Source organism: Mycobacterium kansasii ATCC 12478, from assembly GCF_000157895.3.
Taxonomy (GTDB): Bacteria; Actinomycetota; Actinomycetes; order Mycobacteriales; family Mycobacteriaceae; genus Mycobacterium; species Mycobacterium kansasii.
Map to the genome: position 1 here is coordinate 4,612,803 of NC_022663.1, position 13,763 is coordinate 4,626,565.

Sequence of the window (13,763 nt, forward strand, 5' to 3'; positions counted from 1 at the left end):
AGTCTTGTTCCGGGAAGTTTATGCGCCGCGCCGTGGGGCCGGGCACGCGGTTCCCGGTTCAGGCCGTCTCGCGCAGTCGGCGCTTGATCCTGGCCAGCATCGCTGACATGCCACGCAGCCGAAGCGGGCTGATCAGAGCGGCCAAACCCAGTTCGGCGTAGAAATCCTCGGGCACCGCCAAAATGTCGGCTGCCGGCTGGCCGTCGAGGCCCGCGGCCAGTATCGAGGCGAAGCCGCGGGTGGTCGGCGCTTCGGCCGGCGCGCTGAAGTGCAGGCGCACGCGCTGCGGATTGCTGGCGTCAACGTGCAAGAACAGCGGGGACTGGCATTCGGGCACTGGCTCCATGGCCTGTTCCTCGAGCTCGGCGGGCAGTGCTGGGAGTTCGTCGGCGAATTCCAACAGCAGCTTCAGCTTGTCCTGGCCCTGGACTTCGGCGAAGTCGGACACCACCTCGGCCAACGGCGCGGGCAGACTCATCGCTCGGGCACGGCTCCCGGATCTTCTCCCGCGACGATCGGCACGCGCACGGTGTTGCCCCACTCGGTCCACGACCCGTCGTAGTTGCGGACGCCGGGCTTGCCGAGCAAATGCGTGAGCACGAACCAGGTATGACTGGACCGCTCGCCGATGCGGCAGTAGACGACGGTCTTGTCGTCGGGGTTCAAGAAGCCGTAGAGCTCTTCCAGTTCCTCGCGGCTGCGGAACCGCCCGCTCTCGTCGACGGCCTTACTCCACGGAATCGACCGGGCGGTGGGAATGTGGCCGCCGCGCAGTACGCCTTCCTCGGGGTACTCGGGCATGTGGGTGCGTTTGCCGGTGTACTCGTCGGGCGAACGCACGTCGATCAGCGGTTGATTGCCCAGGATGTCCAGCACGTCGTCCTTGTACGCGCGGATGGGGCCGTCGTTGCGCTGCACCACGGGGTAGCCGGTCGACGTCTTGTCGGGCACCTCCAGGGTGGTGTCGCGGCGCTCGGCGAGCCAGAGGTCACGTCCGCCGTTGAGCAGGCGCACATCGGGGTGGCCGAACAGGGTGAAAACCCAGAGCGCGTAGGCCGCCCACCAATTGCTCTTGTCGCCGTAGATCACCACGGTGTCGTCGCGGGCAATGCCCTTGCGGTCCATCAAGGCGGCGAACTGCTGGCCGTCGATGTAGTCGCGCACCGTTGGGTCGTTGAGGTCGGTGTGCCAGTCGACCTTGACCGCACCCGGAATATGGCCGACGTCGTAAAGCAGGACATCCTCGTCGGATTCGACGATCGCCAGGCCGGGCGCGCCCAGGTGGGCGGACAGCCAATCGGCGGTCACGAGCCGTTCGGGGTGGGCGTAGGCCGACAAGGTAGGACTCGGATCTGTGGGCAGGGGCACGTTATCGAGCCTACCGCTGGCCCAGCAAGCGCCCGTAGCTCAGTGCTTGTGAACCACTCGTTCGGCCAGGCCCGGATTCCAGACGGTGATATCCAGACGCCCGTCGCGGACCTCTACCGCCGATGCTCCGGTGATGTCGGCTGCGAAGAGCTCGAATTGCTGCCCACGCACATCCAATCCGGTCTGGTCGAACAGGGTTTCGGCGAAACGGCGAAGCAGCGCGGTGTCGGTGGCGACGTGGGCCAGACCCCACAGCTTCGCGTCGCCATCGGTCACCTGGGTGTCGACGGTCGCGGTGTGCAGGCAGAACCGCGGGTCGCGCGCAAGATCGCGGAACTTGGTGGTGCCGGGCATCCCGGGCAACAGCAACCGGTTCTCGAAAATGTGCGGCTCCATAGGGCTGATCCGCGGGAAGCCGTCCGAGCGAAGGGTGGCCAGTAGACAAAGGTTGCCGGCGGCGCGATGACGTCGCCTGAAAATGGCGGCGATGTGCGGGGCGTCGGCGCTGAATTCGGCCCACGTGGTCATGCCACAACACTATGGGCGCCCTCAGGTGGCTAGCGCGACACGTGAACGTCGGCAAAACACACGCGGACGTCGGACGCAGCCGATGAGGTTTCGCAGACTTGACTCGCCATGCAGGTCAATCGCCGGCGTCGCGCGCCCATAATGTGGCGACCGACAGCCCAACCCGCGGCAATAGTGATCGCAGGAGTGGCAGGCTCAGTCCGATCACGTTGGACGGATCGCCGTCGATTCTGTCGACAAACCAGCCGCCTAAGCCGTCGAGGGTGAACCCGCCTGCGACCCGCAACGATTCACCGCTGGCCAAATACGATTCGAGATCGCCCGGTGATGGACTCCCGAAATACACTGTGGTTATTGCGGTTTCGCCGACATTATGAATAATCCTGTTGTCCTGCAGGCGGATAACGCAATGGCCGGTATAAAGTTGTCCGGCGCGTCCCGCCATTGACTGCCATTGTTGCCGCGCGCTGGCGATAGATTGGGGCTTGCCACATAACCTGCCATCCAGCTGCAACATCGAATCACAGCCCACGACAACGCAATCGCTTGCGAGCGAGGGGTGCACCGCCGCTGCGACATGCTCGGCTTTGGCTCGGGCGAGCGCGCCCACCACCTCGTCGGGTGAAGCTTCGGGCCGCAAACCGCAGATGAGCGCGTCCTCGTCGACACCGGAGGCTACGACTAGCGGGTCCACGCCGGCTTGGCGAAGCACCTTGAGCCGGCCGGGGGATGCGGACCCGAGCACCAACCGGGTCATCGGCGCATGTGCAGCATTTCCTGCAGCGTGATGCGTTGCCAGCTGAACACGGGGAACCGCAGTTTGTCGACCGGCAAGCCCCATCGAGTGGGCTCGGTTTCCGGCGCCGGCGGCGCACCGCCGACGCTGCCCAGCACCGCCACCAGTGCCGCCAACTCCTGATCGGTGGGGTGGCCCTTGACGATCTCGATGTGCGGTTCGTGCTGGTGAGGTGCGGGGTCGGTGGTATTGGTTTCGTTCGTCTCGTTGCGCTCATTCATTGCGTTCGCTCCGTTCACAGGGGAATGTTCCCGTGCTTCTTCGGCGGCTGCTGCGCGATCTTGCGTTCCAGCAGCCGCAGCGCCGTACCGACGTAGCCGCGGGTGTACGACGGCGGGATCACCGCGTCGACGTACCCGCGCTCAGCGGCGATATACGGGTTGACCAGCGTGTCCTCGTATTCCTGCTGCAGCTGAAGCCGCAACGCGTCGACGTCCTCGCCGTCTTTGGCCGCCTGCGCGAGCTGCTGGCGGTACACGAAGCCCACGGCCCCGGAAGCGCCCATCACCGCGATCTGCGCGGTCGGCCAGGCCAGGTTGACGTCGCAGCCCATGTCCTTGGAGCCCATCACGCAGTACGCGCCGCCGTAGGCCTTGCGGGTGATGACGGTGATCTTCGGGACGGTGGCCTCGCCGTAGGCGTAGAGCAGCTTGGCGCCGCGGCGGATGATGCCGTTGTATTCCTGGTCGGTGCCGGGCAAGAAGCCCGGGACATCGACGAACATCACGATGGGAATGTTGAAGCAGTCGCAGGTCCGCACGAATCGCGCGGCTTTCTCCGAGGCGTTGATGTCCAGGCAGCCGGCGAACTGGGTGGGCTGGTTGGCGACGATCCCCACCGGCCGGCCCTCGATGCGCCCGAACCCGACGATGATGTTCTGCGCGTAGCCGGCCTGGATCTCGAGGAACTCGTCCTCGTCGAGGATGCGGGTGACCACTTCGTGCATGTCGTAGGGCTGGTTCGGGGAGTCGGGGATCAGCGTGTCCAGCTCGAGGTCCTCGTCGGTCAGGTTCTCCTCGACCGGCCCTTCGGGGACGGCCGCGGGGTAGCGCGGCGGGTCGGTGAAGTTGTTGGGCGGCAGGTAGCTCAGCAGCTCGCGCACGTAGTCGAACGCGTCCTGCTCGCCGGACGCGACATAGTGCGCGGTTCCGGATTTCGCCATATGGGTGTGGCCACCGCCGAGTTCCTCCATGGTGACGTCCTCGCCGGTGACCGTCTTGATGACGTCCGGGCCGGTGATGAACATCTGGCTGGTCTGGTCGACCATGACGACGAAGTCGGTCAGCGCGGGGGAGTAGACGTGCCCACCGGCCGCGGCGCCCATGATCAGCGAGATCTGCGGGATGACGCCGGAGGCCAGGATGTTGTTGCGGAAAATCCGGCTGTACAGGCCCAGCGAGACGACGCCTTCCTGAATGCGCGCACCCGCCCCGTCGTTGATGCCGATCAGCGGACGGCCGGTCTTGACCGCCAGCTCCTGCACTTTGACGATCTTCTCGCCGTACACCTCACCCAGGCTGCCGCCGAACACGGTGGCGTCCTGGCTGAAGATGCACACGTCGCGGCCGTCGATGGTGCCGTAGCCGGTGACCACCCCGTCGCCCAGCGGACGGTTGTTCTCCAATCCGAAATTGGTGCTGCGGTGCCGTGCCAGCGCGTCCAGCTCGACGAACGAGTCCTCGTCCAGCAGGGCGTAGATGCGCTCCCGGGCCGTCAGCTTGCCCTTGGCGTGCACCTTCTCGATGGCGGTCTCGCCCACCGGATGCAGGGACTCGGCCCGACGCTTGTGCAGCTCCGCGAGCTTGCCCGCGGTGGTGTGGATGTCGATCGTGTGCTCGGCGGCGGGCTCGGCAGTATGGTCGGTAACGCTCGTCATGGGAGTCGATGGTATCGGCAGCCACCGCCTCCGCCGTCAGGAAGCCATCGCTTGTCGCACATCCAGCGTTCTCGCCGTCGCGCAGTGCGCATCGGCAGCGCGTGCCTTCGGGCGGCCGGCTGGGCCTACCTGCCTAGGTTCCAGTAGTCCCGCGGCTGCCGAACAGGAGCCCGCCCTTGCCGCCCTTGCCGCCGTTGCCGCCGTCGCCACCGGCGCCGATCAGGGCGCCCGCGCCGCCGCTGCCGCCGTTGCCGCCGTTGCCGCCGTCGCCGATCAATTGAGCGTTGCCGCCGCCGCCGGTGCCGCCGTCGCCATCAGTGCCGGCGGTGCCGCCGATGCTGGTGGTGCCGCCCGTACCGCCGGGGAGAACATCGGGATGCCTGCCCGGCGTTCGGCGTTTTGACAGCTTCCCGGCTGGTCTGGAACGGACCAGCCGGCGATCAACGTCTAGAGCCCGGCCCGGCAGATCGTCCCAGCGGTTCAGCTGGCGCCCCCAGTCGTAGAGCCGTGGCGGGAACGGCCCGGACCGGCGTGGTTGAGGTCTTCCCGGGAGTGCCTAGGCTGAGCCGTGATGAACCGGGATCAGCTCAGGCTGCCACTCGATTCCGCGGCCCTGCGTGCCGAGGCGATCGGCTCGGGATGGCGCCAACTCGACGTCGTGGAGCAGACCGGCTCCACCAACGCCGATCTACTTCAGCGCGCGGCCTGCGGAGCCGATATCGACAGGGCGGTCTTGATCGCCGAGCACCAAACCGCCGGACGCGGACGCCATGGCCGGGGCTGGACGGCCGCGCCCCGCGCGCAGATCACCATGTCGGTCGGCGTGCGTATCGACGTCGTCGCCACCGCCGCGTGGGGCTGGCTGTCGCTGGCCACCGGGCTGGCAGTGATCGACGCGGTCACCCCACTGATCGCTGCCGGCGGGATTGAAGCACGCCTGAAGTGGCCCAACGACGTGCTGGCCGGGTCCGCCGCAGCCATGGGCAAGCTGGCGGGCATCCTGGCCGAGGTCGCTCAACCGTTCGCAGTGATCGGTGTCGGACTCAACGTCACGCAGGACCCCGAGGAGGTCGACGGTCCCGGGGCGACGTCGTTGTTCGACCTCGGCGTGGCGGCTCCGGACCGGAACCAGCTGATCCCCGGGCTGTTACGAGGCCTCGCGGCACGGATCGCCCAGTGGCACGACGCAGACGCGCTACTGGCGTCCGACTACCGGGCCCGCAGCCTGACCATCGGTTCGCGCGTGCGGGTGCAGCTGCCGGGGGGGAACGACGTCGTCGGGGTCGCGCGCGACATTGACGACCGGGGCCGGCTCTGTGTCGAAACCGAGGGTGAGCCGGTGCTGGTGTCAGCCGGTGACGTGGTGCATCTGCGTTAGTTAAGGTCGCCACCATGAGGTATCCGGACAACGCCATGGCCGCCGGCGAGCAGGTGGTCCTGCATCGCCACCCGCACTGGAAACGGCTGATCTGGCCGGTCGTGGTGCTGATCCTGGTCACCGGCCTGGCCGCACTGGGTTCCGGGTTCGTCAACTCGACACAGTGGCCGCAGCTGACGAAGAACATCCTTCACGGCGTCATCTGGGGCATCTGGCTGGTGATCGTCGGGTGGGGCACGCTGTGGCCGTTCCTGAGCTGGCTGACCACGCATTTCGTCGTCACCAACAGACGAGTGATGTTTCGGCATGGCGTGCTGACCCGAACCGGCATCGACATCCCGTTGGCACGGATCAACAGCGTGGAGTTTCGTGACCGGATCACCGAACGGATGTTTCGCACCGGGACGCTGATCATCGAGTCGGCGTCACACGATCCGCTGGAATTCCCCGACATTCCGCGCCTGCGCGAAGTGCACGCGCTGCTGTATCACGAAGTTTTCGACACCCTGGGCTCGGAGGAAGCGCCCAGCTGAGCCAACCGGCCGGTCCGGCTCCTCTTACTGCGCCAGGCGCGCAGCAGGGTGACGTTGCCGCCCTCGAGGGTGTCCTCCAAGACCTCGGCGATACCACCGGCGGTCAGGGCCGATTCCAGCGCCTTGTCCGGGTTGCGGGCGAACTCGTCGGGGAATACCCAGCGCCGGAACGCCCAGAACCGAAACGCCATCTGCAGCAGATTGCCGATGATGTAGGCCGAGACGAAGTCGGCGATGTTCTCCACCGTCAACGAGACCGTTGGCACCCGCAGCTGCAGGACGTAGCTGGAGACCCACAGCGGAGCCATGCTCAGCAGCACCCCGACGCCGCTGAACGCGAAGAACAGCAGGGCTTCATGGTGGCGCTCGCGGCCGCCGCGGTCGCGGAAGCTCCATTCCCGGTTCAGCACGTAGGACGCGATGACCGCGACGATCCCGGCGATCACCTTGGCCGTTACCGGCTTGGGCTCGAGAATCGTCAGCTTCAGCGTGTAGAAAATTGCCGAGTCGATGATGAACGTGGTGCCGCCGACGATGGCGAATTTGATCAGCTCATGGTGGCGCTGCGCATAGGGCTGAACCACCCCGGGAAGGCGCGCAATCGTGGCATCGGCAAAGGACACAACACGTCAGTGTACGGATCGACGCGAAATCGACGCAAAATGCTACATAACGATCTGGTACTGCAGCCGTCAAACACGCCGGTGGCGGGCCATGACACCATGATGGCCGTGCCGAGTTCCCGCACCCCGATAGTGGTCCCGCTGGTCGCCATGGTCGGCGGTGGTCAGCTGGCCCGGATGACCCACCAGGCCGCCATCGCGCTGGGTCAGAACCTGCGCGTCTTGGCCACCTCCGCTGACGAGTCGGCCGCGCAGGTGACGCCCAATGTGGTGATCGGGTCGCACACCGACATCGACGACCTGCGCCGTGTCGCGGCCGGGGCTCACGTGCTCACTTTCGACCACGAGCATGTCCCGACCGAGTTGCTGGAAAAGCTTGTCGCCGAAGGCGTCAACGTGGCGCCGCCGCCGCAGGCCCTGGTGCACGCCCAGGACAAGCTCGTGATGCGGCAGAAGTTGGCGGCCCTGGGCGCCCCGGTGCCGCGCTACACCGGCATCGAGAGGCTCGACGACCTGCACTGCCTGGACGCGTTCGCCGGGCAGGTAGACGCACCGCTGGTGGTCAAGGCGGTTCGCGGCGGTTACGACGGCCGGGGCGTGCGCATGGCGCGCGACCTCGCCGATGCCCGCGACATCGCGCGCGACTATCTGACCAATGGTGTGGCGGTGCTGGTCGAGGAGCGGGTGGCGCTGCGCCGGGAACTCTCGGCGCTGGTGGCGCGGTCGCCGTTCGGCCAGGGCGCGGCCTGGCCGGTGGTCCAGACGGTGCAACGCGACGGCATCTGCGTCCAGGTGATCGCGCCCGCGCCAGAGCTGACCGGCGACTCGGCCGCGGCCGCGCAGCAGCTGGCGTTGCGGCTGGCCGCCGAACTGGGTGCGGTGGGGGTGCTCGCCGTCGAGCTCTTCGAGACGACCGACGGCACGCTGCTGGTCAACGAACTTGCGATGCGGCCGCACAACTCCGGGCACTGGACCATGGACGGGTCTCGGACCAGTCAGTTCGAGCAGCATCTGCGCGCGGTGCTCGACTATCCGCTCGGCGACACCGACGCGATCGTCCCGGTGACGGTGATGGCCAACGTGCTCGGCGCCGCCGCGCCGCCGGCAATGTCGCTCGACGAGCGACTGCACCACCTGTTCGCGCGGATGCCCGAAGCCAAGGTTCATCTGTACGGCAAGGCGGAGCGGCCCGGCCGCAAGGTGGGACACCTCAACCTCCTCGGCACCGAAGGTACTGACCTGCAACAGCTGCGGGACCGCGCCGAGCTTGCCGCGCATTGGTTGTCACATGCACAGTGGACCGACGGATGGGATCCCCATGCCGCCGGCGACGATGCACCGGGCGCACGCCCACCCAAGCGGGAGGTACCCCCTCCCGTGTGGGGGGGAGAAAGCGATGTGGAGGAGCGACGGATGGGATCCGCATGACCGAACAGCCCCGGGTCGCGGTGATCATGGGCAGCGACAGCGACTGGTCGGTGATGGCCGACGCCGCCGCGGCGCTGGCCGAATTCGACGTCCCGACCGAGGTGCGGGTGGTGTCGGCGCATCGCACCCCGGTGCTGATGTTCGACTACGCACGCGGCGCCGCCGACCGCGGCATCGAGATCATCATCGCCGGCGCCGGCGGCGCCGCCCACCTTCCCGGTATGGTCGCCTCCGCCACGCCGCTACCGGTGATCGGGGTGCCGGTGCCGCTGGCCCGGCTCGACGGCCTGGACTCGCTACTGTCGATCGTGCAGATGCCGGCCGGGGTGCCGGTGGCTACGGTGTCCATCGGCGGGGCTCGCAACGCCGGCCTGCTGGCGGTGCGGATGCTGGGGTCGTCTGATCCACAATTGCGGGCGCGCGTCATGGCATTCCAGGACCGGCTGGCCGAGACCGTCCGGGCCAAGGATGCGGAACTGCAGAAGCGTGCGGGTAAGTTAACCCGCGACTGAAGGAGACTAGGAGGTCTCGCACAATGGCTGGTTGGGCCGGAAACCCGTCGTTCGATGTGTTCCAGCTACCCGAAGAGCACCAGGAATTGCGGGCGGCGATTCGTGCGCTGTCGGAAAAGGAAATCGCTCCGTATGCCGCGGACGTGGACGAGAATTCCCGGTTCCCGCAGGAGGCGCTGGATGCGCTCAACGCATCGGGCTTCAACGCCGTGCACGTGCCTGAGGAGTACGGCGGCCAGGGTGCCGACTCGGTGGCGGCCTGCATCGTCATCGAGGAGGTCGCCCGCGTCGACGCGTCCGCCTCGTTGATTCCCGCGGTCAACAAGCTGGGCACCATGGGGCTTATCCTGCGCGGCTCGGAAGACCTGAAGAAGCAGGTATTGCCGTCGCTCGCCGACGGCACCGCGATGGCCTCCTACGCCTTGAGTGAGCGCGAGGCCGGCAGCGATGCGGCATCGATGCGCACCCGCGCCAAGGCCGACGGCGACGACTGGATTCTCAACGGCGCCAAGTGCTGGATCACCAACGGCGGCAAATCGTCGTGGTACACGGTGATGGCGGTGACCGACCCGGACAAGGGCGCCAACGGCATCTCGGCGTTCATGGTGCACAAGGACGACGAGGGCTTCACCGTCGGTCCCAAGGAACGCAAGCTCGGAATCAAGGGTTCGCCCACCACGGAGCTGTACTTCGAGAACTGCCGCATCCCGGGCGACCGGATCATCGGCGAGCCGGGCAGCGGTTTCAAGACGGCACTGGCCACGCTGGACCACACCCGTCCCACCATCGGCGCCCAGGCCGTGGGGATCGCCCAGGGCGCCCTGGACGCCGCCATCGCCTACACCAAGGACCGCAAGCAGTTCGGCGAGTCGATCAGCACCTTCCAGGCCGTGCAATTCATGCTCGCCGACATGGCGATGAAGGTGGAGGCGGCCCGGTTGATGGTCTACACCGCCGCCGCACGCGCCGAGCGCGGTGAGCAGAACCTGGGCTTCATCTCCGCGGCATCGAAATGCTTTGCCTCCGACGTCGCGATGGAGGTCACCACCGACGCGGTCCAGCTGTTCGGCGGCGCCGGCTACACCGTCGACTTCCCGGTCGAGCGAATGATGCGCGACGCCAAGATCACTCAGATCTACGAGGGCACCAACCAGATCCAGCGCGTGGTGATGTCACGGGCGTTGCTGCGCTGACATCTTCGGGACAACCCCAAACAACCGGGCCCACGCTCGGGATCCGCCAGTAAAGTCGAGCTCGCAGCATTGCCGACCGTCGGGGCGGGAGGCAGGTGCGGGCACAACCGGACACCGGCTATCGTCGGTCATCGTCGGACTCGAGCAAACGGGTACACCGCGGCCAGGGGGAGTGAGGTAGAAGGCGTGGTTATCTGTGCGCGCGCCAGGTAAGCGCGACCTGACGCCTGGGCCGGGTCCCGGCATCGCCCCCACAGCGCAACGGCAGTCGTTGTCCTTGCTGCTGATCGAAGACGATCGGGCCGACGCCGTCCTCGTCGAAAACCTGATCGCCGACGCGGCCAGCGATATCGAGGTGAGATGGGCGCCCTCGATGGCACACGCCGAGCGCGAGCTGGACTTCGCCCGGCCCGACTGCGTGCTGCTGGACCTGAACCTTCCCGACGCCAACGGGATGGACGCGCTAGCTCGCATCGCCGAACGCGATCCCACCGTGCCGATCGTCGTGCTGACCGGGCTGAACGACGAGTACTTCGGCGCCACCGCGGTGGCGGCGGGAGCGCAGGACTACTTGGTCAAGGGACGAGTCGAACCCGAAATGCTGCGGCGCGCACTGCTTTACGCCATCGAGCGCAAACGCGCCGAGCTGATTGCCGCCGACCTGCACGCAAGCCGGCTTCGCGCGCGGGAGAACGCGCTGCTCGAACGCGGCCTGCTGCCCTCCCCGCTGCTGCTGGACCGTCCGGGCGTCGACATCGTCGCCCGGTACCGGCCGAGCCGTGAAGACGCCTTGCTGTGCGGGGACTTCTACGACGTCGTCCAAACCCCGGACCGGGTTGTCCATGTCCTGATCGGTGACGTCGCCGGGCACGGCCCCAACGAGGCCGCTCTGGGCGCGGCACTGCGGATCGCCTGGCGTGCGCTGACGTTGGCCGGCGTCGACGGCGTCGACCTGATGCGGCGCCTGGAGCAGGTGTTGCGCGCCGAGCGCACCGGCGAAGGAGTGTTCGCGACGGTGCTGAGCTTGACCATTCCCGCCGGTCCCGCGGGCTCCCCCGACGGGAGCCGCATCAAGGTGATCCGGGCCGGTCATCCAGGGATGTTGGTGCACGGCGGCGGCACCGTGGAATGGCTCGAGCCACCGGCCGGCCCGGCGCTGGGCCTGCACCTCGACAACTGGCCGCAGCATGAGCTGGCATTGCCGGCCGGCCACGGGCTGCTGCTGATCACCGACGGACTGTTCGAGGGGTATTCGGGATCCGGCCGGGAACGCCTCGGTGAGGACGGCCTGCTGGCGCTGGCCCGCTCGCACGCGGCGCTGCCCGGTCCCGCATTCGTCGACGCGCTCATCGACGGGGCGCAGCAGCGCGCCCAGTCACTCGGCGGACTCACCGACGACATCGCCGTGCTACGCGTGGAGCGCACACCCCGATGACTGCCGGCGGGATGGCATGGCGCCGAACAGAACTCACCGTGCGGGGATGGCAAGCGCTGGTGCTGACGGTCATGGGCGTGATGGTGCTCGCCGGCGCGGTGGCGGGTGCGATCTTGCTGAATCGCACCGACGAGTTGTCGCGCCAACTCCGCGACGACATCGCGCCGTCGCGGGTAGCGGCCTGCCAATTGCAGTCGGCATTACGCGACCAGGAAACCGGCATCCGCGGCTACCTGATATCGGCCGACACGCAGTTCCTCGGCCCCTACTACGAGGGGCAGCGTGCCGAACAGGCCGCAGCCGACGACATCCGTCGGCGACTGGCTCGCCACCCTGAACTACTGGCTGATCTGGACGCGGTCGAAAACGCCGCCACCGCCTGGCGGACCAGCTATGCCCAGCCCCTGATAGCGCAGGTGACCCCGGACACTCCCATCGTCGTCAACGGCGCCATCGTGGCCATAGGCAAGGCCCAATTCGACCGGCTGCGTGAGCTTTTCGGCGTGCAGAACCAGCATCTGGCCGAGGCCCGGGCGCAGGCGGCCGACCGGCTGCAGCACATGGACGACTGGCGTGACCGGGTGCTGGCCGCGATGGTCCTGGTGTTCTTCGCCACGGCGGCACTGCTGGGGCTGTTGACCAGACGTGCGGTCACCCGTCCGCTGGCTGCGCTGGCGCGGGCATGCCGGCGGGTCACCGAAGGCAACTTCGGCGAAGCCATCACGCCGCCCAGCAGACCCAAAGACATCCGGGGCATCGCCATCGACGTCGAGAACATGCGGCAGCGGATAGTGGAAGAGCTTGAGGCATCGCATTCGGCCCGGGCGCAATTGGATGAGCAGGCTCTGGAATTGCGGCGCTCGAATGCCGAACTGGAGCAGTTCGCCTACGTTGCTTCCCACGATCTGCAGGAACCGCTGCGCAAGGTGGCTGCCTTCTGTCAGTTGCTCGAAAAGCGTTACGCCGATCAGCTCGACGAGCGCGGCCTAGAATACATCGGCTTCGCGGTCGACGGAGCCAAACGCATGCAGGTGCTCATCAACGACCTGCTCAGGTTCTCCCGGGTCGGCCGGTTGGGCACCACGAGCACCGACGTCGACCTCGACGCGACGCTGGACGCCGCCCTGGCCAACCTCGCCACCGCCATCGAGGAATCCAACGCCCACATCGTGCGTCCCGCCGAGCCGCTGCCGCGGGTGGTGGGGGACCCGACGTTGCTGACGATGTTGTGGCAGAACCTGATTGGCAATGCGATCAAGTTCCGGCGCCAGGACCGCGCGCCGCGGGTCGTCATCGACTGCGGGCGGGGCAGCGGCGAGCGCGACGGTCAGTGGCTGTTCAGCGTGACCGACAACGGCATCGGCATCCCGGAGGAATTCACCGGCAAGGTCTTCATCATCTTTCAACGGCTGCACGGCCGCGACACGTACGGCGGAACGGGTTTGGGTCTTGCCTTGTGCCGCAAAATCGTCGAGCACCATGGCGGCGCCGTGTGGATCGACACCTCCCACACCGACGGAACCCGCTTCGAGTTCACGCTGCCCATCGCCACGGGTGCCGACGCCCCAGCTGCCGACGCCGGCTCCGCGGGCGCCGGTTCCGCGGATGCCGACGGAAAATACGTGCCCTCCCCGAAAGGAACAGCCACATGACATCGGCAGGCCGCCCCATCGACATCCTGCTCGTCGAAGACGACCCGGGTGACGAGCTCATCACTCGAGAAGCGTTCGAGCACAACAAGGTCAAGAACAGGATCCACGTCGCGCACGACGGGGAAGAGGGGCTTAACTACCTCTACCGGCGCGGCGAGTTCCACGATGCGCCCCGACCCGATCTGATCCTGCTCGACCTGAACCTGCCGAAGTACGACGGTCGGCAGCTGCTCGAGAAGATCAAGTCGGACCCCGACCTGTCGCGTATCCCGGTCGTGGTGCTCACCACCTCCGCGGCGGAGGAAGACATCTTGCGCAGCTACAAGTTGCACGCCAACGCCTATGTCACCAAGCCGGTCGACCTCGACCAGTTCATGACCGCGGTACGGCAGATCGACGAGTTCTTCCTACAGGTGGTGCGGCTGCCGTCGAGCTGAGTGA

The 13,763-nt window shown here is 67.1% G+C and carries 15 protein-coding genes and 1 pseudogene; 8 read left to right on the top strand and 8 right to left on the bottom strand.

Annotation, left to right across the window (positions count from 1 at the left end; all coding sequences use genetic code 11):
• Positions 1-58: 58 nt before the first annotated feature.
• The 7 genes and pseudogenes from MKAN_RS20090 to MKAN_RS31400 all read right to left on the bottom strand — a co-directional run bounded on the left by MKAN_RS20090 (position 59) and on the right by MKAN_RS31400 (position 4,845).
• Entirely contained in the window at positions 59-478 is a 420-nt protein-coding gene (locus MKAN_RS20090; protein WP_023371463.1) for a SufE family protein, read from the bottom strand.
• The gene (locus tag MKAN_RS20095) at positions 475-1,368 is read right to left on the bottom strand and encodes a sulfurtransferase (protein WP_023371465.1); all 894 of its coding nucleotides are present in this window, start codon (positions 1,366-1,368) and stop codon (positions 475-477) included. Before MKAN_RS20095 ends, MKAN_RS20090 begins: the two co-directional genes overlap by 4 nt.
• Before the next feature lie 39 nt (positions 1,369-1,407).
• Positions 1,408-1,896: a pyridoxamine 5'-phosphate oxidase family protein gene (locus MKAN_RS20100; protein ID WP_023371467.1), complete on the bottom strand. Its 489-nt coding sequence runs from the start codon at positions 1,894-1,896 to the stop codon at positions 1,408-1,410.
• Positions 1,897-2,011: 115 nt separating this feature from the next.
• Complete coding sequence (locus tag MKAN_RS20105; RefSeq protein WP_023371469.1) at positions 2,012-2,653, bottom strand: Maf family protein; 642 nt, start codon at positions 2,651-2,653, stop codon at positions 2,012-2,014.
• A pseudogene (locus MKAN_RS20110) lies at positions 2,650-2,952 on the bottom strand (acyl-CoA carboxylase subunit epsilon); the annotation flags it as partial. The gene MKAN_RS20105 and the pseudogene MKAN_RS20110, both read right to left, overlap by 4 nt.
• Positions 2,928-4,568 (bottom strand): acyl-CoA carboxylase subunit beta, encoded by a 1,641-nt coding sequence (locus MKAN_RS20115; protein WP_023371473.1) that lies wholly within the window; start codon positions 4,566-4,568, stop codon positions 2,928-2,930. The gene MKAN_RS20115 and the pseudogene MKAN_RS20110, both read right to left, overlap by 25 nt.
• Positions 4,569-4,701: 133 nt before the next feature.
• A complete protein-coding gene (locus MKAN_RS31400) occupies positions 4,702-4,845 on the bottom strand; it encodes a hypothetical protein (protein ID WP_023371475.1) in 144 nt (47 codons plus the stop codon).
• A 291-nt stretch (positions 4,846-5,136) separates the two neighbouring features.
• Here MKAN_RS31400 and MKAN_RS20125 point away from each other — a divergent pair, with 291 nt between their 5' ends.
• Both MKAN_RS20125 and MKAN_RS20130 read left to right on the top strand, forming a co-directional pair.
• The gene (locus tag MKAN_RS20125; protein ID WP_036444223.1) at positions 5,137-5,946 is read left to right on the top strand and encodes a biotin--[acetyl-CoA-carboxylase] ligase; all 810 of its coding nucleotides are present in this window, start codon (positions 5,137-5,139) and stop codon (positions 5,944-5,946) included.
• A 14-nt stretch (positions 5,947-5,960) separates the two neighbouring features.
• Complete coding sequence (locus MKAN_RS20130; protein WP_023371481.1) at positions 5,961-6,479, top strand: PH domain-containing protein; 519 nt, start codon at positions 5,961-5,963, stop codon at positions 6,477-6,479.
• On the opposite strand, the gene MKAN_RS20135 is transcribed toward MKAN_RS20130, so the two are convergent.
• Positions 6,434-7,102, bottom strand: a complete 669-nt coding sequence (locus tag MKAN_RS20135; RefSeq protein ID WP_023371483.1) for a GtrA family protein — start codon at positions 7,100-7,102, stop codon at positions 6,434-6,436. The genes MKAN_RS20130 and MKAN_RS20135 overlap by 46 nt on opposite strands.
• 99 nt (positions 7,103-7,201) lie before the next feature.
• On the opposite strand from MKAN_RS20135, the gene MKAN_RS20140 reads away from it, so the two are divergent.
• From MKAN_RS20140 to MKAN_RS20165, 6 genes are all read left to right on the top strand, one after another.
• Positions 7,202-8,530: a 5-(carboxyamino)imidazole ribonucleotide synthase gene (locus MKAN_RS20140; RefSeq protein ID WP_036391685.1), complete on the top strand. Its 1,329-nt coding sequence runs from the start codon at positions 7,202-7,204 to the stop codon at positions 8,528-8,530.
• Positions 8,527-9,042, top strand: a complete 516-nt coding sequence (gene purE / locus MKAN_RS20145) for a 5-(carboxyamino)imidazole ribonucleotide mutase (RefSeq protein WP_023371487.1) — start codon at positions 8,527-8,529, stop codon at positions 9,040-9,042. The genes MKAN_RS20140 and purE overlap by 4 nt, the downstream gene beginning before the upstream one ends.
• Before the next feature lie 23 nt (positions 9,043-9,065).
• A complete protein-coding gene (locus MKAN_RS20150) occupies positions 9,066-10,235 on the top strand; it encodes an acyl-CoA dehydrogenase (protein ID WP_023371489.1) in 1,170 nt (389 codons plus the stop codon).
• Between the two features lie 271 nt (positions 10,236-10,506).
• Positions 10,507-11,670, top strand: a complete 1,164-nt coding sequence (locus tag MKAN_RS20155; RefSeq protein ID WP_036448098.1) for a PP2C family protein-serine/threonine phosphatase — start codon at positions 10,507-10,509, stop codon at positions 11,668-11,670.
• Complete coding sequence (locus tag MKAN_RS20160) at positions 11,667-13,322, top strand: sensor histidine kinase (RefSeq protein WP_023371493.1); 1,656 nt, start codon at positions 11,667-11,669, stop codon at positions 13,320-13,322. Before MKAN_RS20155 ends, MKAN_RS20160 begins: the two co-directional genes overlap by 4 nt.
• Positions 13,319-13,759, top strand: coding sequence for a response regulator (locus MKAN_RS20165; protein ID WP_023371495.1), 441 nt, complete (start codon positions 13,319-13,321; stop codon positions 13,757-13,759). The genes MKAN_RS20160 and MKAN_RS20165 overlap by 4 nt, the downstream gene beginning before the upstream one ends.
• Positions 13,760-13,763 lie beyond the last annotated feature (4 nt).